Origin of the sequence: Bacillus pfraonensis, assembly GCF_050768835.1 — a bacterium.
Classification (GTDB): domain Bacteria; phylum Bacillota; class Bacilli; order Bacillales; family Bacillaceae_G; genus Bacillus_A; species Bacillus_A pfraonensis.
On record NZ_JAHCDO010000007.1, the window covers coordinates 17,687 to 42,436 of the forward strand.

General features: G+C 35.3%; 22 protein-coding genes and 2 pseudogenes. 18 read left to right on the top strand and 6 right to left on the bottom strand.

What is annotated here, in order from left to right; translation table 11 throughout:
• The 11 genes and pseudogenes from menB to KFD70_RS08215 all read left to right on the top strand — a co-directional run bounded on the left by menB (position 1) and on the right by KFD70_RS08215 (position 9,626).
• Positions 1-819 carry a 1,4-dihydroxy-2-naphthoyl-CoA synthase gene (menB, locus tag KFD70_RS08165; protein ID WP_336450596.1) on the top strand — a complete coding sequence of 273 codons (819 nt, stop codon included), beginning with the start codon at positions 1-3 and terminating at the stop codon, positions 817-819.
• A gap of 241 nt (positions 820-1,060) precedes the next feature.
• Positions 1,061-2,506: an o-succinylbenzoate--CoA ligase gene (locus KFD70_RS08170; protein ID WP_336450595.1), complete on the top strand. Its 1,446-nt coding sequence runs from the start codon at positions 1,061-1,063 to the stop codon at positions 2,504-2,506.
• Complete coding sequence (gene menC, locus KFD70_RS08175; protein ID WP_336450594.1) at positions 2,507-3,613, top strand: o-succinylbenzoate synthase; 1,107 nt, start codon at positions 2,507-2,509, stop codon at positions 3,611-3,613.
• A gap of 104 nt (positions 3,614-3,717) precedes the next feature.
• A complete protein-coding gene (locus tag KFD70_RS08180) occupies positions 3,718-4,416 on the top strand; it encodes a response regulator transcription factor (protein ID WP_431613110.1) in 699 nt (232 codons plus the stop codon).
• The gene (locus tag KFD70_RS08185) at positions 4,409-5,527 is read left to right on the top strand and encodes a HAMP domain-containing sensor histidine kinase (RefSeq protein ID WP_336450592.1); all 1,119 of its coding nucleotides are present in this window, start codon (positions 4,409-4,411) and stop codon (positions 5,525-5,527) included. The genes KFD70_RS08180 and KFD70_RS08185 overlap by 8 nt, the downstream gene beginning before the upstream one ends.
• An 82-nt stretch (positions 5,528-5,609) precedes the next feature.
• Positions 5,610-6,470: a VanY-A/VanY-F/VanY-M family D-Ala-D-Ala carboxypeptidase gene (gene vanY / locus KFD70_RS08190; RefSeq protein ID WP_336450591.1), complete on the top strand. Its 861-nt coding sequence runs from the start codon at positions 5,610-5,612 to the stop codon at positions 6,468-6,470.
• Positions 6,471-6,510: 40 nt separating this feature from the next.
• A pseudogene (locus tag KFD70_RS08195) lies at positions 6,511-6,889 on the top strand (enolase C-terminal domain-like protein); the annotation flags it as partial.
• Positions 6,890-7,337: 448 nt separating this feature from the next.
• Positions 7,338-7,955 carry a DUF47 domain-containing protein gene (locus tag KFD70_RS08200; protein WP_336450590.1) on the top strand — a complete coding sequence of 206 codons (618 nt, stop codon included), beginning with the start codon at positions 7,338-7,340 and terminating at the stop codon, positions 7,953-7,955.
• 71 nt (positions 7,956-8,026) lie between these two features.
• A complete protein-coding gene (locus KFD70_RS08205; RefSeq protein ID WP_336450589.1) occupies positions 8,027-9,013 on the top strand; it encodes an inorganic phosphate transporter in 987 nt (328 codons plus the stop codon).
• Positions 9,014-9,071: 58 nt separating this feature from the next.
• Positions 9,072-9,240 (top strand): annotated as a pseudogene (locus KFD70_RS08210) (GntT/GntP/DsdX family permease); the annotation flags it as partial.
• Positions 9,241-9,449: 209 nt separating this feature from the next.
• Entirely contained in the window at positions 9,450-9,626 is a 177-nt protein-coding gene (locus KFD70_RS08215; RefSeq protein ID WP_336450588.1) for a YjcZ family sporulation protein, read from the top strand.
• Positions 9,627-9,677: 51 nt separating this feature from the next.
• Here the strand turns inward: KFD70_RS08215 and KFD70_RS08220 are convergent, their stop codons facing one another.
• The 5 genes from KFD70_RS08220 to KFD70_RS08240 form a co-directional block, all read right to left on the bottom strand.
• A complete protein-coding gene (locus KFD70_RS08220; RefSeq protein WP_336450587.1) occupies positions 9,678-11,648 on the bottom strand; it encodes an FtsX-like permease family protein in 1,971 nt (656 codons plus the stop codon).
• On the bottom strand, positions 11,645-12,397 hold the full coding sequence (locus tag KFD70_RS08225) for an ABC transporter ATP-binding protein (RefSeq protein ID WP_336450586.1): 753 nt from the start codon (positions 12,395-12,397) through the stop codon (positions 11,645-11,647). The genes KFD70_RS08220 and KFD70_RS08225 overlap by 4 nt, the downstream gene beginning before the upstream one ends.
• A gap of 20 nt (positions 12,398-12,417) precedes the next feature.
• A complete protein-coding gene (locus KFD70_RS08230; protein WP_336450585.1) occupies positions 12,418-14,388 on the bottom strand; it encodes an FtsX-like permease family protein in 1,971 nt (656 codons plus the stop codon).
• A gap of 94 nt (positions 14,389-14,482) precedes the next feature.
• Positions 14,483-15,505: a sensor histidine kinase gene (locus tag KFD70_RS08235; protein ID WP_336450584.1), complete on the bottom strand. Its 1,023-nt coding sequence runs from the start codon at positions 15,503-15,505 to the stop codon at positions 14,483-14,485.
• 2 nt (positions 15,506-15,507) lie between these two features.
• Complete coding sequence (locus KFD70_RS08240; protein WP_336450583.1) at positions 15,508-16,203, bottom strand: response regulator transcription factor; 696 nt, start codon at positions 16,201-16,203, stop codon at positions 15,508-15,510.
• Between the two features lie 206 nt (positions 16,204-16,409).
• On the opposite strand from KFD70_RS08240, the gene KFD70_RS08245 reads away from it, so the two are divergent.
• From KFD70_RS08245 to KFD70_RS08260, 4 genes are all read left to right on the top strand, one after another.
• Positions 16,410-16,682: an autorepressor SdpR family transcription factor gene (locus KFD70_RS08245; protein WP_018764634.1), complete on the top strand. Its 273-nt coding sequence runs from the start codon at positions 16,410-16,412 to the stop codon at positions 16,680-16,682.
• Complete coding sequence (locus tag KFD70_RS08250) at positions 16,679-17,314, top strand: SdpI family protein (RefSeq protein ID WP_336450582.1); 636 nt, start codon at positions 16,679-16,681, stop codon at positions 17,312-17,314. Before KFD70_RS08245 ends, KFD70_RS08250 begins: the two co-directional genes overlap by 4 nt.
• A 201-nt stretch (positions 17,315-17,515) precedes the next feature.
• Positions 17,516-18,232, top strand: a complete 717-nt coding sequence (locus KFD70_RS08255) for an ABC transporter ATP-binding protein (protein ID WP_336450581.1) — start codon at positions 17,516-17,518, stop codon at positions 18,230-18,232.
• On the top strand, positions 18,222-19,796 hold the full coding sequence (locus tag KFD70_RS08260; RefSeq protein WP_431613111.1) for a putative ABC transporter permease subunit: 1,575 nt from the start codon (positions 18,222-18,224) through the stop codon (positions 19,794-19,796). The genes KFD70_RS08255 and KFD70_RS08260 overlap by 11 nt, the downstream gene beginning before the upstream one ends.
• A gap of 84 nt (positions 19,797-19,880) precedes the next feature.
• Here the strand turns inward: KFD70_RS08260 and KFD70_RS08265 are convergent, their stop codons facing one another.
• Positions 19,881-20,753, bottom strand: coding sequence for an AraC family transcriptional regulator (locus tag KFD70_RS08265; protein ID WP_336450579.1), 873 nt, complete (start codon positions 20,751-20,753; stop codon positions 19,881-19,883).
• Between the two features lie 305 nt (positions 20,754-21,058).
• Between KFD70_RS08265 and KFD70_RS08270 the strand changes: the two genes are divergently transcribed.
• From KFD70_RS08270 to KFD70_RS08280, 3 genes are all read left to right on the top strand, one after another.
• Positions 21,059-21,829 carry an ABC transporter ATP-binding protein gene (locus KFD70_RS08270; RefSeq protein WP_431613112.1) on the top strand — a complete coding sequence of 257 codons (771 nt, stop codon included), beginning with the start codon at positions 21,059-21,061 and terminating at the stop codon, positions 21,827-21,829.
• Positions 21,816-23,765 carry an ABC transporter permease gene (locus KFD70_RS08275; protein ID WP_431613113.1) on the top strand — a complete coding sequence of 650 codons (1,950 nt, stop codon included), beginning with the start codon at positions 21,816-21,818 and terminating at the stop codon, positions 23,763-23,765. Before KFD70_RS08270 ends, KFD70_RS08275 begins: the two co-directional genes overlap by 14 nt.
• 150 nt (positions 23,766-23,915) lie before the next feature.
• A complete protein-coding gene (locus KFD70_RS08280) occupies positions 23,916-24,626 on the top strand; it encodes a TraX family protein (RefSeq protein WP_336450577.1) in 711 nt (236 codons plus the stop codon).
• Positions 24,627-24,750 lie beyond the last annotated feature (124 nt).

Below are 24,750 nucleotides of genomic sequence, written 5' to 3' on the forward strand. Positions count from 1 at the left end.
ATGGCTATTGAATGGGTAAAAGAAGGCAATTACGAAGATATTATTTATTCCACATACAATGGTATCGCAAAGATTTCGATTAACCGTCCTGAAGTACATAACGCATTCCGTCCTGAAACGGTAATGGAGTTAATCGATGCATTCGCACATGCGCGCGATGATGAAAATGTTGGCGTTATCATTTTAACTGGTGAAGGTGGACGTGCATTCTGCTCTGGCGGCGACCAAAAAGTTCGCGGTCATGGTGGATATGTAGGGGGAGATAAAATTCCTCGCCTAAACGTATTAGACTTACAACGTTTAATCCGTGCAATCCCGAAACCAGTTATCGCGATGGTAGCAGGTTATGCAATTGGTGGTGGACACGTACTTCATATCGTATGTGACTTAACAATTGCAGCAGACAACGCTGTATTTGGACAAACTGGTCCGAAAGTAGGTAGCTTTGATGGTGGATATGGTGCTGGCTATTTAGCTCGCATGGTAGGACATAAGAAAGCTCGTGAAATTTGGTACCTATGCCGTCAATACAGTGCACAAGAAGCACTTGATATGGGCTTAATTAATACAGTTGTACCACTAGATCAATTAGAAGCAGAAACAGTACAATGGGCAGAAGAAATGCTAGAAAAGAGCCCAATGGCACTACGTTTCTTAAAAGCTGCATTCAATGCAGATACAGACGGTTTAGCTGGTATCCAACAACTAGCGGGAGACGCAACGTTATTGTACTACACAACTGACGAAGCAAAAGAAGGTCGCGACGCGTTCAAAGAAAAACGCCGTCCGGACTTCGGACAATTCCCTCGTTTTCCGTGATTAAAGCGAAGCCGGCTGTTTAGACCCGTCGGCTAAGGTTCTTTCGCACAGAAAGTGATTTTTACTTTCTCGTGCGGAAGGTTCTTAGAAGCAAGGGTCTAGGAGGCGTAGTCTGCCTCGCAGGAAGGCGTGAAACGACCGACTGTTCTAGCCGCTGTAGCTAGATAAGATCAAAAGCGGAAGCAAAAAAGAGACTTGATTCTACATCAAGTCTCTTTCTTTGATGAAAGGAGACTACGTAATGAAGACGATGCCCAATTGGTTAATGCAACGTGCTTTTTTAACGCCAGATCGCATTGCAATCGAGACAAAAGAAGAAACAATTACATTTTTAGAACTGCATAAAAAAGTATTATTCGTTTGTGAACACCTTTCCTACTTACAGATAGAAAAGGGGCAAAAAGTGGCTGTTCTGATGAAAAATGGTACGGAGATGATTACGGTAATTCATGCCTTGTCTTATATAGGGGCAGTAGCTGTACTTCTGAATACGCGTCTTTCAAGAGAAGAGCTACTTTGGCAAATGAAAGATGCTGAAGTTGTTTGCTTAGTAACGGACCAAGAACTTGAAACAGAGCAGGTACCAGTATATGCATTTGAAAAAGTAATGAACGGAACGAAGCAAATGGCAATGATTCAAGAGGAGTTCTCTTTAGAAGAAGCGATGACAATTATTTATACGTCAGGAACCACTGGGAAGCCAAAAGGGGTTATTTTAACATACGGTAATCACTGGGCAAGTGCTGTTGGATCATCGCTTAATTTAGGGCTTCGTGATGACGATTGTTGGTTAGCGTGTATGCCAATGTTTCATGTGGGCGGATTATCTCTTTTAATGAAAAATGTAATGTACGGTATGAGAGTTTTGCTTGTTCCGAAATATGATCCTGATTTTATTCATAAAGCCATCAAAACAAGAGGAGTAACAATCATATCGGTCGTCTCTAAAATGCTAACGGACTTGTTAGAAAGACTTGGAGAGGAGACATATCCGAATTCGTTACGCTGCATGTTATTAGGCGGAGGGCCAGCACCGAAGCCTCTATTAGAAGTATGTGTTGCAAAAGGAATTCCTGTATATCAAACGTATGGAATGACAGAAACATCTTCGCAAATTTGTACGTTATCAGCTGATTACATGTTAACGAAAGTTGGTTCAGCAGGAAAACCTCTTTTCCCATGTCAGCTTCGAATCGAGAAGGATGGTAAGGTTATGCCGCCGAATGTTGAAGGTGAGATTGTTGTAAAAGGGCCGAATGTGACACGTGGCTATTTTAAACGGGAAGACGCAACGCGTGAAACGATAACAGATGGCTGGCTTCATACAGGAGACCTTGGCTATTTAGATGAAGAAGGGTTCTTATATGTATTAGATCGTCGCAGTGATTTAATTATTTCAGGCGGGGAAAATATTTATCCAGCGCAAATTGAAGAAGTATTGCTTGCGCATCCTGCGGTAGGGGAGGCTGGTGTTGTTGGGAAAGCGGATGAAAAGTGGGGCCAAGTACCTGCTGCTTTTATCGTTAGAGCGAGCAATGTAACAGAAGAGGAAATGATTCAGTTTTGTAAAGAGAAATTAGCAAAGTATAAAGTACCAAAAGAAGTGCATTTCTTATCAGAATTACCACGTAATGCTTCGAAAAAATTGTTAAGACGGGAACTAAGGCAGCTTTTGGAGGAAATGTAGATGAAATTTAAAAAGGTGACGCTATATATAACGGAAATGCCGCTTGTTACTCCTTTTGCTGCAAGTTACGGAACGTATAAGACACGTGAAAGTATCGTCATTGAGTTAGAGGATACGGACGGATATATTGGTTTTGGGGAAGTTGTTGCTTTCAGAGAGCCATGGTACACAGAAGAAACCGTAACAACGGCACTTCATATGCTTCAAGATTTTTTATTGCCAGATTTACTGAAAGCTGAAATTATGCATCCAAATGAAATTCCCGGTCTCTTTCAGCATATCAAGCGGAACCGGATGGCGAAAGCGGGAATAGAAGGCGCGGTATGGGACTTGTATGCGAAACGTCAAAACAAATCATTAGCGACTTTACTTGGAGGAGCGCAGCGAGAAATTGAAGTCGGTGTTGTAATTGGACTAGATACCATTCCCAACATGTTAAAGCGAATTGAAATGTATGCAGAAGAAGGATATCAGCGTTTTAAAGTGAAAATCAAACCAGAGCTTGATTATAAGTTGTTAAAGGAAATTCGAAAGGCTTTCCCAGAGATTCCATTAATGGCTGATGCGAATTCAGCGTATACGTTAACGGATACGGAGCAGTTAAAAAGATTAGATGAGTTTCAGTTAATGATGATTGAGCAGCCATTAGCGGATAACGATTTTCTTGATCATGCCAAGCTTCAAAAACAAATTGAGACACCTATTTGTTTAGATGAAAGTATTCATAGTCTAGAAGACGCAAGAGTCGCAATTACACTAGGCAGCTGCCGCATCGTAAATATTAAACCAGGGCGAGTTGGCGGACTAACCGAATCAATTCAAATTCATGATTATTGCAAGGAACATGCTATTCCTGTTTGGTGCGGTGGTATGGTTGAAATGGGAATTTCACGTGCGCAAAATATTGCGTTAGCATCACTCCCGAACTTTACAATTCCAGGCGATATTTCAGCTTCTAGTAGACATTGGGAACGTGATATTATTTCACCTGAAGTGATGCTCAAAGACGGGAAGGTAATGGTTCCGCAACATACTGAATGCAGTTATGAAGTAAATCGTGGAAGATTAGAAGAAATAATGAAAAAGCGGATTGTGTATGGAAGATGAAATAGAAAAGGTTACTCTTGAGAGTAGCCTTTTCTTATTGTACAAATAGGGTAGACTAGTTTAAAATCGAGCGTGTGAAAATGGAATGATGTAGGGGGGATAAAATGAAGCGTATTTCAATTTTGATAGCTGATGATGAGGCTGAAATTGCGGATTTAATTACAATACATTTAGAAAAAGAGGGCTATCATGTTATTAAAGTAGCTGATGGAGAAGAAGCTATTCGTGTTATTCACTCTCAACCAATTGATTTAGTAATTTTGGATATTATGATGCCTAAAATGGACGGGTATGAAGTAACGCGGCAAATTCGCGCGCAATATTATATGCCTATCATTTTCTTAAGTGCGAAAACATCTGATTTTGATAAGGTGACTGGGCTCGTAATAGGTGCAGATGATTATATGACGAAGCCGTTCACGCCGATTGAATTAGTTGCTCGTGTAAATGCACAATTACGCCGATTTTTCATGTTAAATCAACCGAGGGAAGAGGAAAGTAAATCAATTTTAGAAATTGGTGGGGTCGTTATTTATCCAGAGCAACGGACTGTGAGTGTGTACGGAGAACGAATTGAATTAACTCCAAAAGAGTTTGATATTTTATATTTATTAGCGAGTCATCCGAAGAAAGTTTACAGTGTGGAAAATATCTTTCAACAAGTGTGGGCAGAAGATTATTATGAAGGTGGGAACACAGTTATGGTACATATTCGCACCTTACGAAAAAATCTTGGAGAAGATAAAAGGAAGAATAAATTAATAAAAACTGTTTGGGGGGTCGGCTATACATTCAATGGCTAAAATCATAAGAAGCTTTCGTTCAAAAATGATAGCACTATTTGCTTTAAGCATTATACTAGCTGGTAGTGTGACGTATATAATTTATAAAGGGTTGCAGCTGTATTATAAAACTATGGTTCGTTATGAAGATCCTTTAGCACAATTTCGGTCAGCAATAAGAGATATTGGAGATATTAATTTCTTTTTAATTATATTTACTCCTTTATCTATTTTGTTTTTTTTCTTTCTCACCAGACCGTATTCAAAGTATTTCAGTGAAATTTCTAATGGAATTCATCATCTTGCTAATGGTGATTTTACAAATCGAGTGCATGTTTCATCCAATGATGAGTTTAGAGATATCGCACACGAAATCAATCTAGCGAGTGAAAAGTTAAAAGAAGCTGTTGAAAGAGGCGATTTTGCAGAAAGCAGTAAAGATCAGCTAGTCGTAAATTTGGCCCATGATTTAAGAACGCCATTAACATCTGTTTTAGGTTATTTAGATTTAATTCTTAAAGACGAGAATTTGACAAAGGAACAAATTAAACACTTTTCCACTATTGCTTTTACGAAGTCTCAAAAATTAGAGAATTTAATTGATGAACTATTTGAAATAACGAGAATGAATTATGGCAGGTTAAAGGTTGAGAAAAGGCTGATTGATTTAAGTGAATTACTTATACAGCTAGATGAGGAGTTATATCCTTTATTAGAGAAATATGATTTAGTAGCTAGAATGAATATTGCTCCCTATTTAAATATTTATGGTGACGGAAAATTGTTGGCAAGAGTATTTGAAAATCTTTTAATGAATGCGATTCGTTATGGATATGATGGACAATTTGTTGATATGAATGGACATATTGATAATGGAGAAGTTGTCGTACAAATTATTAATTATGGAGATAGCATTCCGAAAGAAGAGTTACCGTATCTTTTTGATATGTTTTATACAGGCAATAAAGCAAGAACGCAGCAGCAAAATAGTACAGGGCTTGGTTTATTTATTGCGAAAAACATTGTGGAGCAACATAATGGAACGATTTCTGTGGAAAGTAGTGTAATACGGACAATATTTGAAGTGAGATTACCGAAAAGTGATGGTAACGAATCTCATTTAATAATTTAATAAAAATTTTAAGTTTACCCCACTTTTTATTTAAATAGTTTTTTCTATTCTATACGTAAGTAAGATTAAGGAGGAACTAGAAATGAAAAAGTGGGTATTTATTTTGTTTTTTATATTGTGCACAGTATGTGTTGGTATTTATATAGCGCCATTATTCCTAAATGAGGTAGATGTTAAGATTGTAGAAAAAGAGGATAAGGTAAATTGGACGAATACTGAAAAGAAAGAGATAACAAAAGAGCAAATTTATAAAGGTGATTTATTATTAGTCAATAAAAATTATCCCGTTCAGAAAGGTAGTATAAGGCCTGATATTGTAAATATACTTCAAAATCAAGAATTGGTAAAAGGTTATGGAGTGCTTGATAGAAACCTTCGTTTATCAAAGGATATTGTGAAAAAATTTTTAAAGATCGTAGATGCAGCAGAAAAAGAAGGTATCCGTCATTTTTTAATCAGCAGTGGGTATCGAGATTTTGAAGAGCAAAGGAAGCTATATCAAAAAATGGGTTCTGATTATGCGTTACCAGCAGGGTATAGTGAGCATAATTTAGGACTATCACTCGATGTCGGGTCTACTCAAATGAAAATGGAGAAAGCTCCTGAAGGAAAATGGATTGAAGAAGAGGTGTGGAAATACGGTTTTGTTTTACGCTATCCGAAAAATAAAAGCAATATTACAGGAATTCAATATGAGCCGTGGCATATACGTTATGTCGGTTTGCCTCATAGTGCGATTATGCAGAAAAAGAACTTTACTTTAGAAGAATATTTAGATTTTCTGAAAGAAAAAAAAGTGATTTCAACTAATATTGAAGGAAAAAAATATACGGTTTCTTATTATAAAATTTCAAAGAGTATCAGTGTTAATGTTCCGGTAAATAAGCATTATGAAATTTCAGGGAACAATATGGATGGAGTAATTTTGACCGTACATGAATAATAAATCTACACGGTGTTTTATGAACTCCTTATGTGAATAAGAAAGAGCAAGAATAGCTATTAGGCTCGGCTGCTACCGCATCATAAATATTAAAGTAGGACGAGTGCGGACTAACAGAATCAATCCAAATTCATGATTATTGCAAGGAACATGCTATTCCAGTTTGGTGCGGTGGTATGGTGGGAATGGGAATTTCACGCGCACAAAATATTGTGTTAGCATCACTCCCGAACTTTACAATTCCAGGCGATATTTCAGCTTTGGGTAGACATTGGGAGCAAGATATTATTTCACCAGAAGTAACATTGCAAGGTGGAAAAGTGATTGTTCCGAAAGAGCCTGGGTTTGGATATAACGTGAACCGGGAAAGATTAAAAGAAATTACAAGAACACGTAAAGAGTATAATCAAAATAACTAATAATGTTAAGGTGATACGATGGATAGTATAACGAAACCTTATTTTAGAAAATCTAGAAGCAAATATCGAAAGAAATATTTGTCCGCCTGAAAATAAGAAAAATCACGACTTTTATTCAACGGTTGACATAAAAAAGAGCACTATTTACTCGCAATAGTGCTCTTTTTTATGCCAAACATTTCTTATTTTAGTAAACCTCCCTGTTAGTGAAATAAGGGAATCTGAAATCCTTTCAATTATTAAGATTCGGTTCATCATTTTTATAAACGGTATGACTTTTTATAGGTTTTCTTCAACTAACGCAACCCGTTAGCTTAATGTAAGGTTAATTGTTTTGACACCTTAATTTAATATACATTCATGGATTGAATTGCGCTATAAGGAAATATTAAGGTTGTATGATTCACCCTTGATATTTAAACTCATTAGATAAAGTGGAGGTAATAGCATGGCTGTAAGAAAAAAAGACAAGTTTACAAATCATTTAAGTAATATTTCCTTAAATTTAAAAGAAAGTGCTAATTATTTCGCTGACTATAAATTAAAAAATATTAATGACCTTAAAATTTTTTCTGAAAAAATGAAGGAATATGAATCGGAGGGGGATTCTCTAGTTCATGAAGTTATCAAAGATTTACACAATGCTTTCATCACTTCCATTGAACGAGAAGATATTTTATCTCTTAGCTTGAGCATGGATGATGTTTTAGATGGGTTAGAACATACTGCTGCTCTATTTGAAATGTATTCTATAGTAAATGCTGATAATTATATGCTTAAGTTTGTTGATGCTATCCGTAATTGTACTGCTGAAATTGTGGCAGCGGTTGAAATGTTGGCAACAAAGAAATTACTAAACATGAGGGATCATGCTATCAAAATTAAAGAGTTGGAATCAAAATGTGATGAGATTTTGCGTGAATCCATTAAAAATCTGTTTGCTAATGAAAAAGATCCTATTCGTATTATTCAATATAAAGAAATCTATGAAGAGCTCGAAAATATTGCGGATTTTTGTCAGAATGTAGCCAACACATTAGAAAGCATTATCATGAAGAATGCTTAACCGTATTCAAGCAGTATTAATATAGTTCTGGAGTGAAAATTAACATAGTCAAAAAATATGTGGAGGCTCTAATGACAACAATAATTATTATCGTTATTCTTGGTTTAATTTTTGAATTCATTAATGGATTTCATGATACAGCTAATGCAATTGCAATGTCAGTTTCTACAAAGGCTTTATCACCACGATTCGCGGTTATTTATGCAGGTGTATTAAATTTTATAGGTGCTTTAATATCAGAAGCTGTAGCAAAATCGATTGGTGGTAAAATTGCTGATCCTTTTCAGATTGAAAATGGCTTGTTAATCGTCATTGCCGCTCTTATTGCAGCTATATTTTGGAATCTGTTTACATGGTACTATGGGATTCCTTCTTCATCGTCACACACTTTAATCGGATCTGTTGCCGGAGCTGTTATTTTTGGATCAGGAATACATTCTATAAATTGGGAAGGTTTCACAGATATTATAAAAGCCCTAATCATTTCTCCTTTTTTAGCTTTTATAGTAGGATTTATTCTAATGAAAATATTAGCAATTGCTTTTAAAAACGTAAATCCTCGCCGTGCGACTCGTGGTTTTCGAGGGTTTCAAGTTGTAGCTTCTGGTTTAGCTGCATTTTCTCATGGAGGAAATGATGGACAAAAAACAATGGGAATTATTGTTTTTGCTTTAGTAGCAGGTGGTTATCAAACCACATTAGATGTACCACTTTGGGTACAAGTTACTTGTGCAGCGACAATTGGTATAGGAACAATGATGGGTGGAATGCGGATTATTAAAACGGTGGCTAAAAAAATATTTAAAGTTCAACCTATCAATGGATTTGCTGCAGATTTAACATCATTTGTAGTATTACAAGGTGCTACTATTTTAGGGCTACCAGTATCAACCACACATGTATCTTCATCTGCCATTCTAGGCGTTGGTTCCGCTAAACGTGTTCGGGGTGTAAATTGGGGAGTCGCTATAAGAATTGTGACGACTTGGGTTATTACACTGCCAATATCGGCATTATTAGCTGGTTTAGTAATGATGGTAATGAAAATTTTTATATAAGGATGTTAAATGAAAAAACAATGGTTAAGTGTCTAATAATAGTTGGAAAAACATTGTAGGGGCAGGATCATTAATGTTCTCATACGTAAATGATGCTGGTTTTTCGCTTGTAAAAGAATATTTAGGATTAACGGTAAAAGAAACGTTTAAGACGTGGACAGTACTGGAAACTCTATTGTCATTTATCTCATTTGGGCTTGCGTTATTAACTCGATATGTTCGTTTAAAGTAGAGAGGATGCTCTTTTTTAGAGCATCCTTTTTGTGTAATGATGCAAATTTTTCTTTCGTTATATAGGGTGACCATTCCCACGAAACAAGCCTGTTTTTAGGCAAAACAAGCTCCCGATTTTCCATATAAACATAATATAAATGGAATCCCCTCATTTAGAACAAGATGATCTTGTTGCGAATGATACTAAAGGAGGAATAGAGTAATGAGTGAAAATTGCGATCACAAACCTGTAAGACACGGCTGCGGCGGCGGTTTTGCGCTTTTAATTGTATTGTTTATTTTATTGATCATCATCGGTGCTAGCTGCTTCAGTGGTAGAGGCGGCGATTACTGTGGTTATGGAGGCGGTTTTGACGGCTACGGTGGGTTCTGCTGCTAACATTTAAAAACTATTGAAATAGCCTTGTGCACACGCACGAGGCTATTTCATTCACAATTTAAGACGTTGTGATAATTTATTCATGTAAAAGGAACGGATTAAAAAGAAGAAAATGATCTCGATAATCCCAAATAAAGTGAGTACAAATAATAGTTCTTTAAGTAAAGAAAGGGAAAGCACTGCTTGTAAAAATTGAATTGCAAATATCGTATGAATAGCTGCAACTATATAAGGTACGAAAAATAAGATAGCTAATTGAATTGTTGCGGAACGGAACATTTCAGATTCTGTTAATCCAATTTTTGTAATGGTAATATACTTTTGTTCTTCCCGCGTTAAATCATTATACATACGGAAATATAAGACACTTGCTGCACCGATAAAGAAGATAATACCGAGAAATGTTCCGATAAAGAAACTAGAGACATTATCTTTTTTACTATATGCTAATGCATCACTAGATGTATAAAGACTGAATGGGATAGTAATGTGTTGTTCTTCAGGCTTTGTTTTCTCCAATAAATCGTTTCGATCTTTATCTATGCTATTTACCATATTTGTAGTAGGGGCTAGAGTGTCTTCCCAATTTTCAACAAGATAGTTATAAATGGTAATGGTTTCAATATGCGGAATCATATTGTCAATTACGTGATCTTGCAACACAATTGTATGCGGAAGAGCGTATTGTGGCTCTACACTATGTTTTAAAAATCCTTTAATGTGAAACTCTTTTTTGTTAGACTCCAAAGTTATTGTTTCTTGTTTTGCAAATGGATTTGCAATTAAATTTAATAGCGTTGGTGAATATTTAGAAATTATATATGCTTCGTCTGGACCTAACTGAATTTCTGGTTTTTTTAACAGTTTAGCTAGTGTATTATAATCACTCATTTTCATAAGCACAATAGCTTCTTCGTGAGCTGTATCTTTTAAAAGTGTAAATGCATATTTTTGATATTGAAATGCGTGATTTGTAAGCTCTTGTTCTATTTTTGAAATATGTTTTTGTTCGAATGAATTTCCAGGCTTAGATGTATACGTAAACGGAACAGGATAGCGTTCTAAAATAGATGCTTTTGTGTAATTATTCATAGCAAAGAGCGGTGTAATAATTGTGAAAGCAAGTGCAGATAACATAGTAACAATAAAGAGCATATTGATATTACCACGCGTGCGAGCGACTAAATCTGAAATCCATAACATATTTATTTGTTTCATATAAAATTTTCTTCTCTTTCTTAAAATAGATATAAAGAGAAGAATCGTTTGAGAAAAGAATAAATATGTTCCAATGGTTACAAGTGGCAAAATCGATAAAATGATAAAGATTACAGAGCCATCCTGTACGTTTTTTTCGGTGACATATCCTTTTGGATATCCAGCGATATAATAACATAGACCTAAACAAGCTAAAGCAAATAAAGAAATAAGAATAGAAGGCCGTTTTTCTTTTCCTTGCTTTTGATCGCTTTTAATGAGACGAACTGTTTTACGTGTACGAACGAACATAGGTGTGAACGTAGAAACGATAAAAAATAGAACAATAAAAGTTACGGTTGTTGCGATAATTGCTTTTGTTGGCCAATATAAATAGATTCCTGTTGCACCTGTTAATTTGGAAGTAACGAGTAGGAAAAAGTTAGAAAAAACAAGACCGACTTGAATACCAGCAAAAATTGCTAAGATCCCAATTATCATATTTTCCAGAAAAATAAGCCGTTTTAACTGTTTTTTAGAAATACCGAGAACGGTTAAAATCCCAAATTGTTTTTTGCGTACATTTAAAAATGTTCCAATCGAGTATAGTAAAAAAAAGAACGAGAACATAACGATGACGAATTGTGCCATTCCAATTAAATTCATTAGCGGCCCTTGTTCTTTTATATCTTGTAAGCGTGGATGATACGAATATACAGTAAAGGAAAAGAAAACTGTAATCGAAAATACACTGCTTATAAAATAGGCGAAATATGCCTGTGAATTCCGAGAGACATTTTTAAAAGCAAATTGCCAAAATGTCATCCACGTCTTCCTCCTAATAACGCCAACACATCTAATATTTCTTGATAGAATTTTTCACGATATAGACCGCGGTGTAATTCATTGTAAAGTTCACCATCTTTAATAAAAATCACACGGTTACAATAGCTCGCTGCGAACGGATCGTGTGTTACCATTAAAATGGTTGCGTCTTCTTCTTTATTTAATTTTGTAAATAGCTCCATTACATCAATGGCAGCTTTTGAGTCTAAATTTCCAGTAGGTTCATCAGCAAGCAAGAGTGATGGATGATGAATAACAGCACGAGCCACTGCGGTGCGCTGCGCCTGACCACCAGAAACTTCAAAAATCCGCTTGTCTAAAATATGATCAATTCCGAGTTTCCTTGAAATTGTATCTAATCTCGCATCCATTTCTTTCAACGGAATATTGTCTAATGTTAATGGCAATACAATATTTTCACCGATTGTTAACGTATCTAGTAAGTTAAAGTTTTGGAAAACAAACCCTAATTCTTGACGGCGGAAAACGGCTAGCTTTTCACGGCGGAATGTGTGAGGCTCTTTTCCATTAATAAATACCTCCCCAGCAGTAGGAGAATCAATTGTAGATATAACGTTTAAGAAAGTGGACTTCCCGCTTCCTGAAGGGCCCATAATTGCGACAAACTCACCTTTATCTACATGTAAATTAATATTTTTTAAAGCAGTATGAGGGACTTTGCCCTCGTACACTTTTGAGACATTTTTTATGTGTAATACTTCTTCCATAAAACTCACCTTTCTATCTTTTAAAGCTTAATATGCTGTGATAATTTTTGCATATATAGGGAACGAATTAATAAGAAAAAGATGATTTCAACCGTTCCAAAAATCATAAGAACAACAGTTACTTCAGCAAATAATGATAGGCCCATAATTTCTTGTAACATTTTTGCGGCAAACATCGTATGAATAGATGCCATAATATAGGGAACAAAGAATAAAATCGCAAGCTGAATCGTAGCGGAGCGTTTCATCTCAGATTCTGTTAAACCAATTTTTGTAATGGTAATATATTTTTCCTGTTCATTTGTTAAATCTGTATACATGCGGAAGTAAAGGACACTTCCTGCTCCAATGAAGAAAATGACGCCTAGGAACGTACCGATTAAGAAGAATGAAGCGGCACCTAATTTAATCTCGTATAGCGTGTTACTCGCTTCGTTCATGATAAATAATGGTTCTTCAGATGGGATGTTTCTTCGATCTTTTGCGAATTTATCAAGATACTCCGCAGCAATTTCATTTGTCTTTTCCCAGTCTGTTACTTGAAAATTATAAAGCGTTATATGTTTCATGTTATTTGATAAAGCGTCTACTGTATCATCAGATAAAATCAATATTTGTGATGTCCAGCCAGTTGGTATCACGTTAATATTTTCATAATCTTGTACATGCAGTGTCAGCGCATTTGGAGAAATTGTGACGCTTTTTCGTTTAAATTCTTCTTGCATTGGACTTAATATGTTTTGATAGCCATATCCAGGTAATATATAAGTTTCATTCTTTTGTACAAAAAGTTGCTTACGATGTAAAGCAGTCGCAAGTTTATTATAGTCACTTTCTTTTAACACATATGCTTCTTGTTCATAGGGAGTGACTTCATCTTTTTGTAATGAAACTGCATATAAGTCTGTTTTGAATTTTTTATATGAAAATTGTTCTTCACTAAGCCGTTTTTCTAACCAGTCCATATGCTGCGTGACAAGTGGATTGGCGTCGTACGAAAGATAGGTGAACGGAAATGGACTATTGTTAGTAACATCGAATTTCATAAACTTCCCAAATCCATATATGAATGTGATCATCGTAAAAGCGAGAGTAGAAAGCATTGCTACAATAAATAGCATATTAATATTTGTACGAATGCGGCTTGCTAAATCAGAAATCCAAAGCATATTAATTCGTTTCATATAAAATTTTCTTCGTTTTTTCAGTATGCGAATGAGGAGGAAACTAATTTGAGAAAAGAAAAGATAGGTTCCAATTGCAACGAATGATGGAATAACGAAAATACTAGAAACAATGTATAGAGCTCCTATATCTGAACCGAGTGATATAAAGTATTTTGGGTTCCCAGCTAATACATAACCTGATAATAAACAAATAGCACCGAATAGTGAAATCAGGATAGATGGTTTTCTTTCTTTTTGTTTCACTTTCCCTTCCTTTAGAAGTCGAACCGCTTTTCTTGTTCGAATGAGCATAGGAGTGAAAGCTGATACAACGATAAAGAGTCCTAGAAAGATTGTCGCTGTTAAAATAATCGCTTTTGTTGGCCAATATAAATAGAGTCCAGGAGCATATGTAATTTTTGCTGTTACCAATAAGAAAAATTGTGAAAATACAAGTCCAAATTGAATACCAAAGAAAATTGATAAGATTCCAATTAACATATTTTCCATGAAAACAAGGCGTTTTAATTGTTTTCTTGATATCCCTAAAACGGTTAAAATACCAAATTGTTTTTTGCGAACTTTTAAGAAGGTACCGATAGAATATAGAAGAAAGAAAAAGGAAAAACCAACAATGACTATTTCTGAAAATATCATTAATCCTGAAATTCCATCAACTAGGCTAGAATTCTGTAACCGAGGGTGAAATAAATACACCGCAAATGAAAAGAATACAGCAATGGAAAACGCGCTGCTTACAAAGTAGGCGAAATAAGCTCTTGAGTTTCGCGTTACGTTTTTAAATGCAAACTGCCAAAATGTCATGATGTATACCTCCAAATAGAAGATATCGTTTGAGTCATGCTGCAAAAAATGTATGAGAGTGAGTTCTCATACATTTTGCTGAAATGTGTTATGTTCATTGCTCTGTCACCGTCCCAGATTCATCTGCTCGGTTATTCGCAGCGTTATGGAAGATGATTTTGATGCTTGTCCCTTTACCAACCTCGGAATCTAATTTCACAGAATGACCTAAATAAGAGCAAATCTTACTTACAATATAAAGTCCCATACCAGTTGATTCTCCAAAAGTACGTCCATTTTTCCCCGTGTAAAATGGTTCAAAGACTCTTCGAATATCTTCTTGCGGGATACCGACACCTTCATCACGAACTTCTAAAATAATATCTTTGCCGTTTCGATAGCCAGACAAGAAGACTTTCTTTCCGCGCTCACCAGAATAGCGAACCGCATTTGTCATTAATTGATAAATAATGAACTTAAGCCACTTTGCATCAGAAGCAACCTTAAGATCAGAATGAACTTCTAGAACTGGGAATACACCGTTACGAATAAAGAGTTCCTTTAAGCCATTAATATTTTTTGTTACAGCATCTTTTAGTGAAAGAGTTTCTACATGGAAATCTTCATGGAAGTTATTAAGCCTTGCCATATATAATGCCATATCTAGCCCTTGATTTAATCTTTCTAGTTCCTTTTTAAACTTAGGAATGAGATGTTCATCTTCCATTTCAAGAACCATAAGCTGCATAACAGAAACCGGTGTTTTCATTTGATGCACCCAGTGGTTAATGAATAATTGATGTTCTTGTTGCTTTACTTCATATGTTTGTAGTTCTTTTTGGAATAGGCGATACTGCGCCCTAACAAGTTCGTTGACGCCGTGCGGCATAGGAGCAGTCGCTCTTTCAATAAACGCATCTTCCATTTTTTCTGGGGGCTCACTCAACCTATGATACATTCTGCGGTTACGAACATAACGATAAGCAAGGAAGCAAATAAATAAATATAAGCTTAATACAATAAAGTAGAACTTATTGTTTTGGAATCCGTCTACTGCATCATAGAGAATAAAAATGATACCGAAGTTTAATGCATATAATAGAAAAAATGCAAAATGATCACGCAAAAATAACTTCATGTTTATTCACTCCAAGTTGCGTTAAAACGATACCCTAATCCGCGTACTGTTTCAATTGCATTTTCAATACCAAGCTCATTAAATTTCTTACGAAGACGTGTAATGTTTACGTTTAATGTATTTTCTTCAACGAAGCTTTCATCATCCCAAAGCGCAGCTAATAAATCTTCACGACTTGCTGTACGGGGGAATTTTGATAACAACATTTCTGCCAAGATTGCTTCTTTTTTTGTAAGAAGAACTTGCTGTGTTCCAAAGTGGATTTCTGGTCGCTCTGGGTATAGTTTTAAACCTTCCACTTCAACAATTCGCTCTGAAATACTTGGTGCATAGTCACCATAAATACGGCGTAATTGACCTTTAATTTTCGCCATAACAACATCGTAGTGGAATGGTTTTGTAATATAATCATCCGCACCGCTCTCAATTGCCATAATTTGTTCCATTTCACCAGCACGAGCAGAAATGAAAATAATCGGACAAGTAGATTCGTGACGAATTTGACGGCACCAGTAGAAACCATCGAACTTCGGTAAGTTTACATCTAGAAGCACTAGGTGTGGTTTCACTCTATTAAAAGAATCCATAATATCATCAAAGTTATCCGCAACAACAGCTTCGTAACCGTATTTTTGAATATGAGATTGCAGTAAAGATGAGATATTTGGATCGTCTTCAACGATTAAAATTTTATACATATGTATATTCCTCCTAAAAAACAATTGTAGCTATAGTGTACCATGTGTTTCGTGTCTTTTCATTAGCTTGAAACGAGTGCTAGTAAACAGTATAGGTCAAAAGTGGAAAAAGTAAAAAGGTTATGGGTAGAATTGACAATTAATATTTTTTATTTTAACATTTAGATAAATATCTAAATGTCTAATTATTGAAAGGAAGAAAGGTATTGAATCAAGCATTTAAAGCATTAGCAGATCCAACAAGACGAAAAATTTTAGACTTATTAAAAGAAGGTGATTTAACCGCTGGTGAAATTGCAGAACATTTCAATATGACAAAGCCAAGCATATCGCATCATTTAAATGCGCTAAAAAACGCTGAACTTATTCAAGATGAAAAAAGAGGCCAATTTGTTGTGTACTCTTTAAACACAACGGTTTTTCAAGATTTATTAACATGGGTGTTTACGTTTACGAATAAAGGGGGAGAGGGGAAATGAAAAAACATCTTTTTGCAATTATATTAATTTTGACAACTTGCCTAGCATGGGCGATTTCTTGGCCGCATTTGCCGGATACAATTGCAACCCACTTTAGCGGCGGGACTGCTGATGGATTTTCATCGAAATTAACTGGAATGATGTCTATGGTTGGTATCATGATTGGTTGTTATGTGCTTCTTAATGTTTTACAAAAGATTGATCCAAAGAAAGAAAACTATGAAAAGTTTTCTAAAGCTTTGATGATGATAAACAATGGATTGCTAGTTGTTTTATTTGTAGGGAATATCGATATTATTACAAGTGGCTTAGGATATAATTTGTTCATCAATCGGGTACCAGAATTACTTGTCGGTATTTTATTTTTAGTCATCGGTAACTATTTGCCGCAGTGTAAACCAAATTTCTTTGTGGGTATGCGTAACCCATGGACATTAAGCAGTGAAGAAGTATGGCGGAAGACACACCGCTTTAGCGGAAAAGTGTTTGTAGCTTTAGGACTTCTTATGATTGTAAGTATTGCCCTGCCAGCTAACTTGCGTTCGTATATGATGCTTGCAATGATATTAATTGCTGTAGTGCTGACGAATTTATATTCTTATATTTTATATAAAAAAGAAATGCAAGTATAACTTAGAAGCTATCGTTCTTTAGGAAATACTAGAATCAATCATACGCAGTAGGAGGGAAGTCTTACTGCGTATGATTCCGATCTTTTAGTCTGAATATTTAAAAAGTAATTATAAATAGGGATGTTACATGATGAAATACAAGAAAAGGTTACACATATTGAACTGAGTATAGATCAGTCTAGATTATTTGGGGGAGAGAATATGTTAGAAATCATAAATTTCAGCAAAACCTACAAAGGTGGCAAAAAAGCAGTAGATGATTTGAGTTTAACTGTTCAAGCAGGAGATATTTTCGGGTTTATCGGACATAACGGTGCTGGGAAAAGTACGACGATTAAGTCACTAGTAGGTGTTATAGATTTCGAAGAGGGAGAAATTTTTGTTGATGGGCATTCAGTAAAAAAGGACCCGATTGCATGTAAGAAAATCATGGCGTACATTCCTGATAATCCAGATTTATATGAACAATTAACAGGAATTCAATATTTGAACTTTGTTGCTGATGTTTTTGGGGTATCGGCAAAAGACAGAGAAGAACGGATACAAAAATATGGGGATGCTTTTGAGATTACACCATATTTAGGAGATTTAATATCCTCCTACTCACACGGTATGAAACAAAAAGTAGCGATTATATCGGCAGTTGTGCATCATCCAAAATTATTAGTTTTAGATGAGCCTTTTGTTGGTCTTGATCCCAAGGCGGCTGTTGTACTTAAGGGGATTATGAAGAAGCTTTGCGAATCAGGTAGTGCCATTTTCTTTTCTACTCATGTACTAGATGTGGCAGAAAAGTTATGCAATAAGATAGCGATAATCAATAAAGGAAAACTAGCAATCTCAGGGGAAGTAAAGTCTCTCATAAAGGAACATTCATTGGAAGAGCTCTTTATGAAGGTGCTTGCTGATGAAAAATAATACGATAGCCCTTTTAAAAATCCGTTTCATAACACAGCTTGGTCTTAATACTTTTAAGTATGAAAAAGATAAGAAAAAGAAGCAGAATAAAATTTTAATTTCAGTATCAATTGCTTTAGTTGTTGTTATGTTGATGTTGTATTGTGGAAGCGCGGCATATGGATTGATAAAACTTGGAATAGGAGAAGTCATTCCGGTTTATGCATTTGTTATTAGCAGTATGTTAGTTTTATTTTTCACTATGTTTAAGGCAAATGGCGAGATTTTTGCTTTTAAGGATTATGATTTTGTGATGTCTTTACCGATTCGTGTAGATACAATTATAGCTAGTAGATTTTTGTATTTATACGTGCTAAATACGCTCTTTTCAATGATCATTATGCTGCCGATGGGCGTTGTTTATTGCATATATGAGAAGCCATCAGTTTCTTTCTACTTGATGTGGTTCATTACGTTATTTACAGTATCTTTAATCCCAACAACAATTGCAGCAATTTTTGGTGCATGTATTACGGCAATTGCCTCTAAATTTAGACATGCAAATAAAGTCACTACCATTTTAAGTTTTATAGCAATGATTAGCTTTGGTTACTTTATGTTCAAGCAGGGAAATACGAAATATAGTTTTACGGATTTAGAAGGGATTGGAGCAATTGTTTCAGAGGGATTAGCTAAAGTGTATCCGCTAGCTAACATTTTTCAAAAAGCAATTGTTGATGCAAATATTGTAGCTTTTATCCTTTTTGTTAGCATATCAGTTATTTGGTATTGTCTTTTTATAAAAATACTCGCTCTGAAATATAAGCAAATCAATACAGGTATCTCTACGTATCATATGCGTTCCAATTACAAGATTGATCGGATGAAGAAAGAAAAAGTATTAATTGCGTTATATAAAAAAGAACGGAAGCGTTTCTTTTCTTCTACCGTATATGTGATTAATATTGGTATGGGCGTTGTCATGGCAGTTATCTTCTCACTTGCAGTGGTTATAGTAGGACCAAGCAAATTAATCGGGTATCCTGGAATCGAAATAATTTTACAAAAGGTTGCGCCATTTGCTATTTCAGCAATGATTTCAATGACATGTACAACATGTGTTTCATTATCGTTAGAGGGGAAAAATGTATGGATTATCAAGTCATTACCTCTGACACCTAAGATGATTTATGATAGTAAGATTCTCATGAACCTTTCGCTCAGCATACCTACATCAATTATTAGCGCTATCCTTATGATGATAGGTTTAAAGACGGATATTTGGACTTCTATTTTTATCATCATTACCCCGATCACATATTCATTGTTTTCAGCAGTGTGGGGGATTTTTATTAATAATCGATTTGGTTATTATGATTGGGTATCAGAAACACAGGTGGTGAAGCAGAGTATGGGGTCTGTTCTTGGTATGTTTGGAGGCATGATTGTGGCTGTCATACCTGCCTTATTAGTAGGTACTGGTGCGATATCGAACTATAGGTTATTTACTCTTGTAGTTGTTGTAATGATTTTGATTATGACTGCAGTATTGTATAACAATGAGTCTAAAAGAAGGATAAAGTGAAACGTTAGTCTAAAAAAGCTGTCTCCAAAAGGTAGTTCAAAACGACCTTTTGGGATAGCTTCTTTTATTAATCTTATGCATGATTTACTTTTTCAAAACGGGAATCCAGATTTCACTTTTAAAAGTTGGCGAGGTTACATCTTTATTTTCATTCCATAGAATTTCTGGTCCTTGTATTTGTTCAAAATTTGAAGATGGGAACCATTCCGAATAAATACGTCCCCATACATTTTGCAATGCACTAGGAAATGGTCCGATTGCTTCAAATACGGCCCATGTTGAGGCTGGGACTTCAAGTTGTGTGAACTGGTCTGGGCAATCTTTCGTTGTTGCTACACCAATATAGTGATCGAGTTCTCCTTTTTCCTCCATCCTACCTTCAGAAAAATTGGTAGAAGCACTAATGAGTCCAGTAGGCTCAACATTTGAAAGTGTCTTTAATGTGTGGATCGATTGACTGTCTAAACTTTGCCACATAGAAGCGATTTCTGGATTTACACCGCTAAAAATAATTGGTACTCGTTTTTGTATGCCAACGATGCGAAATGCCTCTTTTTCTTCAATACGATAGTTCATTTCATGTCCTCCTTTAATAGATAACTGGAAGGTCATTCGTGAGTAAGCTTTAAGAGAATGACTACTATTTCTAGCTTCTGATGGTGTTATACCATGCAAGTTTTGAAATGCACGTGAAAAAGAATCTGGTGAGTTGTATCCATATTTCATAGCGATATCAATGACTTTTACATTACTATCTTTTAGTTCGAATGCCGCAAGAGTAAGACGTCTACAGCGAATATATTCTGAAAGTGAAATGCCTGCAAGGAAGGAAAACATCCTTTTAAAATGATATTCAGAGCAGAGGGCTAGCTTTGCCACTTCTTTAAAGTCAATGTCATTCGCAAGATTATCTTCAATATACTGTATTGCTGCATTCATGTTTTTAAGCGAATTCATGATATGACCTCCTTATGTAAATAGAATAGCAAGAATGAAATAACCTCATCCGACATTCCGTGCACAAGTATGTAGGACAGTTTTGTACCTTACAGAATTGTAATGTTTCTGTAAGGAGAATGAATGGCTGGTATGTTACCCCGGTGCTATAGTAGCAAAGTAGTTATTTCATAAAGTTAAGTTTCGTTTTCTTCTGCTAAGCCCCCTTACATAACTGTCATGTTTGTGTAAGAAACATCGATAGTGGCAAGAGTAGAAGTTAGATATAGTGAAAATAGAGAATAGAAGAAGAGAGGGATATAGAGATGAAAACGGTATTAGAAGCGAAAAATATTAAAAAGGTATATGATACAGGTGGAAATAAATTTGAAGCGTTAAAAGGCATTAACTTACAAGTACAAGAGGGTGAGTTTGTTGGCATTATGGGACCTTCTGGGTCTGGTAAAACGACTCTTTTAAATGTTCTTTCTACAATTGACAACGCGACGAACGGTGAAATTTTAATTGATGGAAAAGACATTGTCAAAATGAATGATGATAAATTGGCATTGTTCCGCCGTGATCATTTAGGTTTCATTTTCCAAGATTATAATTTATTAGATACGCTAACGGTGAAAGAGAATATTGCTTTGCCACTTGCTTTATCAAAAGTGAAAGCAAATGAAATTGATCGCCGCGTTCTTGAGATTGCGAAGAAGTTTGGCATTGATCATATTTTAAGTCAATTCCCATACCAAGTATCTGGCGGACAGAAGCAGCGCTGCGCAGCATCACGAGCAATCGTTACAAATCCAAGTATGATTTTCGGGGACGAGCCAACAGGAGCGCTTGATTCTAAATCAGCAACAGATTTACTAGAAAGTATGAAGTCATTAAATGAATATGATAATTCAACCATTTTAATGGTAACGCATGATGCGTTTGCAGCAAGTTATTGTAAACGTGTTATCTTCATTAAAGATGGTGAGTTATATAAAGAATTGCACCGCGGGGAGTTAACGCGTAAACAGTTCTTCCAACAAGTAGTTGACGTAATGTCTGCAATTTCCGGAGGTGCAATGAATGACGTTATCTAGTATTGCTCTCCGCAACATACAGCGGAACTTTAAAGATTACTTTTTATATTTTGCATCGATGATCTTTAGTATCGTCATTTATTTTACATTTAAGGCACTTCAGTACAATTCACAAATGGAAAAAGCAGCGGAAGGCTCTAAGAAAATTAGCGGGGCATTCCAAGTTTCCAGTGTGATGCTGATTATTTTCGTAGCAGTATTTATTATATACTCTAACGGATTCTTTACACGAAAACGCAAAAAAGAAGTTGGATTATATTCACTGCTAGGAATTCGAAAAAAACAAATTGGTAAAATGTTATTTTATGAAAACATGCTAATGGGATTAATGTCATTGGTTATCGGGATTGCGATTGGTAGTGTACTTTCAAAGCTATTCCTTGAATTATTGGTAAGCATGATGGGACTGAACTTAAATGTTCACTTTGAAGTACCAATGGCTGCAATTATTGATACAGCTATTATCTTTTTTGTCATTATTCTTTATACATCATTGCAGGGATATCGTTTAATTTATCGCTTTAAGTTAATTGAATTGTTCCGTGCTGAGCGTGAAGGAGAGACAATGCCTAAAGGATCGGTTATTATGGCATTGATATCAGTCTTCTTAATTGGTTCAGGTTATTTCCTATCGCTAACATTTATGAAGGCAGCGAAATATGCTGACTTTATGATGGTTGCATTTTATATTTTACTTGCCACTGTACTTGGTACGTACTTATTATTTATGTTCTTTACAGTGTTCGTATTAAAACGAGCAAGACATAAGAAATCGTCATTCTATAATGGAATGAATATGGTAACAACGTCGCAGCTATTGTATCGCATTAAAGGAAATGCCAAATCGCTCGCAACCATTGCAGTATTAAGTGCGGTAACATTAACAGCGGTTGGTACATCTGTAACGATGTATTACAATACGTTTAAACAATCAAAAGATTATGCACCGCATAGTTATTCTTACGAGAAAAAAGATGCGGCACTTGATAGAAAAGTAAATGCGATTTTGACTGAAGAGAAGGAAAATCATCCTGTAACAGACCAATTTGAAATTGAGATGGTTCCTGTTAAAGGGAAGTTCGAAGGTGAAAAAGCAGATCTGGGCATGAATACGAATTATTTCGTTACCGAGAAATATCAGCTTGTATCGCAATCAGCATTTAATAATATCGCAAAGAAAATGGATGTTGAAGCAGTAAATTTAGCTGCTAATGAAGCTTTTGTATATGATGGTATGTATATTGAAGGCCATGAATTTAGTGCAATATATAAAGGGAATAAAGCAGTGTTCCCAATTGGAAATGAGACGAAGACATTAACGATTCAAGGTGCTGAAGGACGTAATATAACGAACTTAGGAGAACTATTCGTTATTGTACCAGATGAAATATATAACAGTGTGAAGGCAGTCTCTAGTACTCGTATCGTTAAAAATATAGATGTAAAAGACGAAAACAATAGTAAAGTACTGACAGAGAAATTAAAGAAAGTAATGCCAGCTGGAGAGTCAGAAGTTGCATTACCTTTCAATGATTTCTATACTGGCTTCCACGGTATGTTAGAAGCAACAGGATTAATGATGTTTATCGGTCTATTCTTAGGTCTAGTGTTCTTACTCGCAACAGGTTCTATCATTTACTTCAAGCAGTTAACAGAAGCAAATGCAGACCGCGATCGCTACGTCGTACTTCGTAAAGTCGGAGTGACAAAGCAAGAAATGAAAAAGGCGATTGCGAAACAAATAAGCTTTATCTTTGCGATTCCATTAGTAGTCGGGATTTGTCATAGTTTATTCGCGTTAAAAGGCTTATCAACATTAATGCCATATGAAATTTTGATTCCACTATTAATGAGCATCGGTATATACAGCATCATTTATATTGGATATTACTTCTTAACAGTTCGCTCTTATTATAAGATTGTGAGCGTGAAGTAATGAAGGAGGCAGCTATCGCTAGGCGCGATAGCTGTTTTTTTTATGAAAATCTTACAAAAGTGTAATGTTAATGTAAGAGAAGTCGATAGTCCTCCTAACAGAAAATCGTTATAGTAAGAAAGTATTTAAAAAAGGAGGACTACTATTTTTATGAGGTTAAATGCTTTTCAATTAAAGATTTTTGCAATGATCTTAATGGTCATTGACCACGTGTATACGTATATTCCAGGTATGCCAATGTGGATGCATCATCCAGGACGCATCGTTGCGCCAATTTTCTTCTATTTTGTCGTAGAAGGATTCTTCTATACACGTAATCGTACGAAATACGCGACTCGTGTATTTATGTGGGCAGCGATTATGTTTGCAGGTTCAGCACTTATTCAATATTTGTTCCCAAGTGACAGTGGACTATCTAATAATATTTTCTTGTCACTTGGTTTAGGAATTGTTTTATTAATTGCGATTGATTATACGAAGCGTACAAAAAATTATTTAGTGGGGATTCCAGCCGCTATTATTGCGGCGGCATTAGGAATGTTTACGGAAGCAAGCTTTATGGGTGTAATCATGACATTAATCTTCTATTTCTTTAGAGAGAAGAAAATGTGGTTAATTATCACATATATGGTGCTATCTTTATTAGAAGTTCCATCATTACTTATTGATGGAGAAATCTTCACTCAAATGGGTATGTTCGGTTTTAATAATCAATGGATGATGGTATTTGCTTTACCATTTATTCTCTTATATAACGGAGAGCGTGGTTTAAATAATGCGTTCACGAAATATATGTTTTATATTTTCTATCCAGTTCATTTATGGATCATTTATACAATTGGATATTTTGTTAGTAAGTAAAGAGAAAGCTTTGTGCATGTGCACAAAGCTTTTTTTTTATTTCTTCATAAAATCTTAAGAAATTTCCATGCTATTTTTTAAAAAATGATCGTTATACTTGAAGCTATATTAAACAATACCGAAT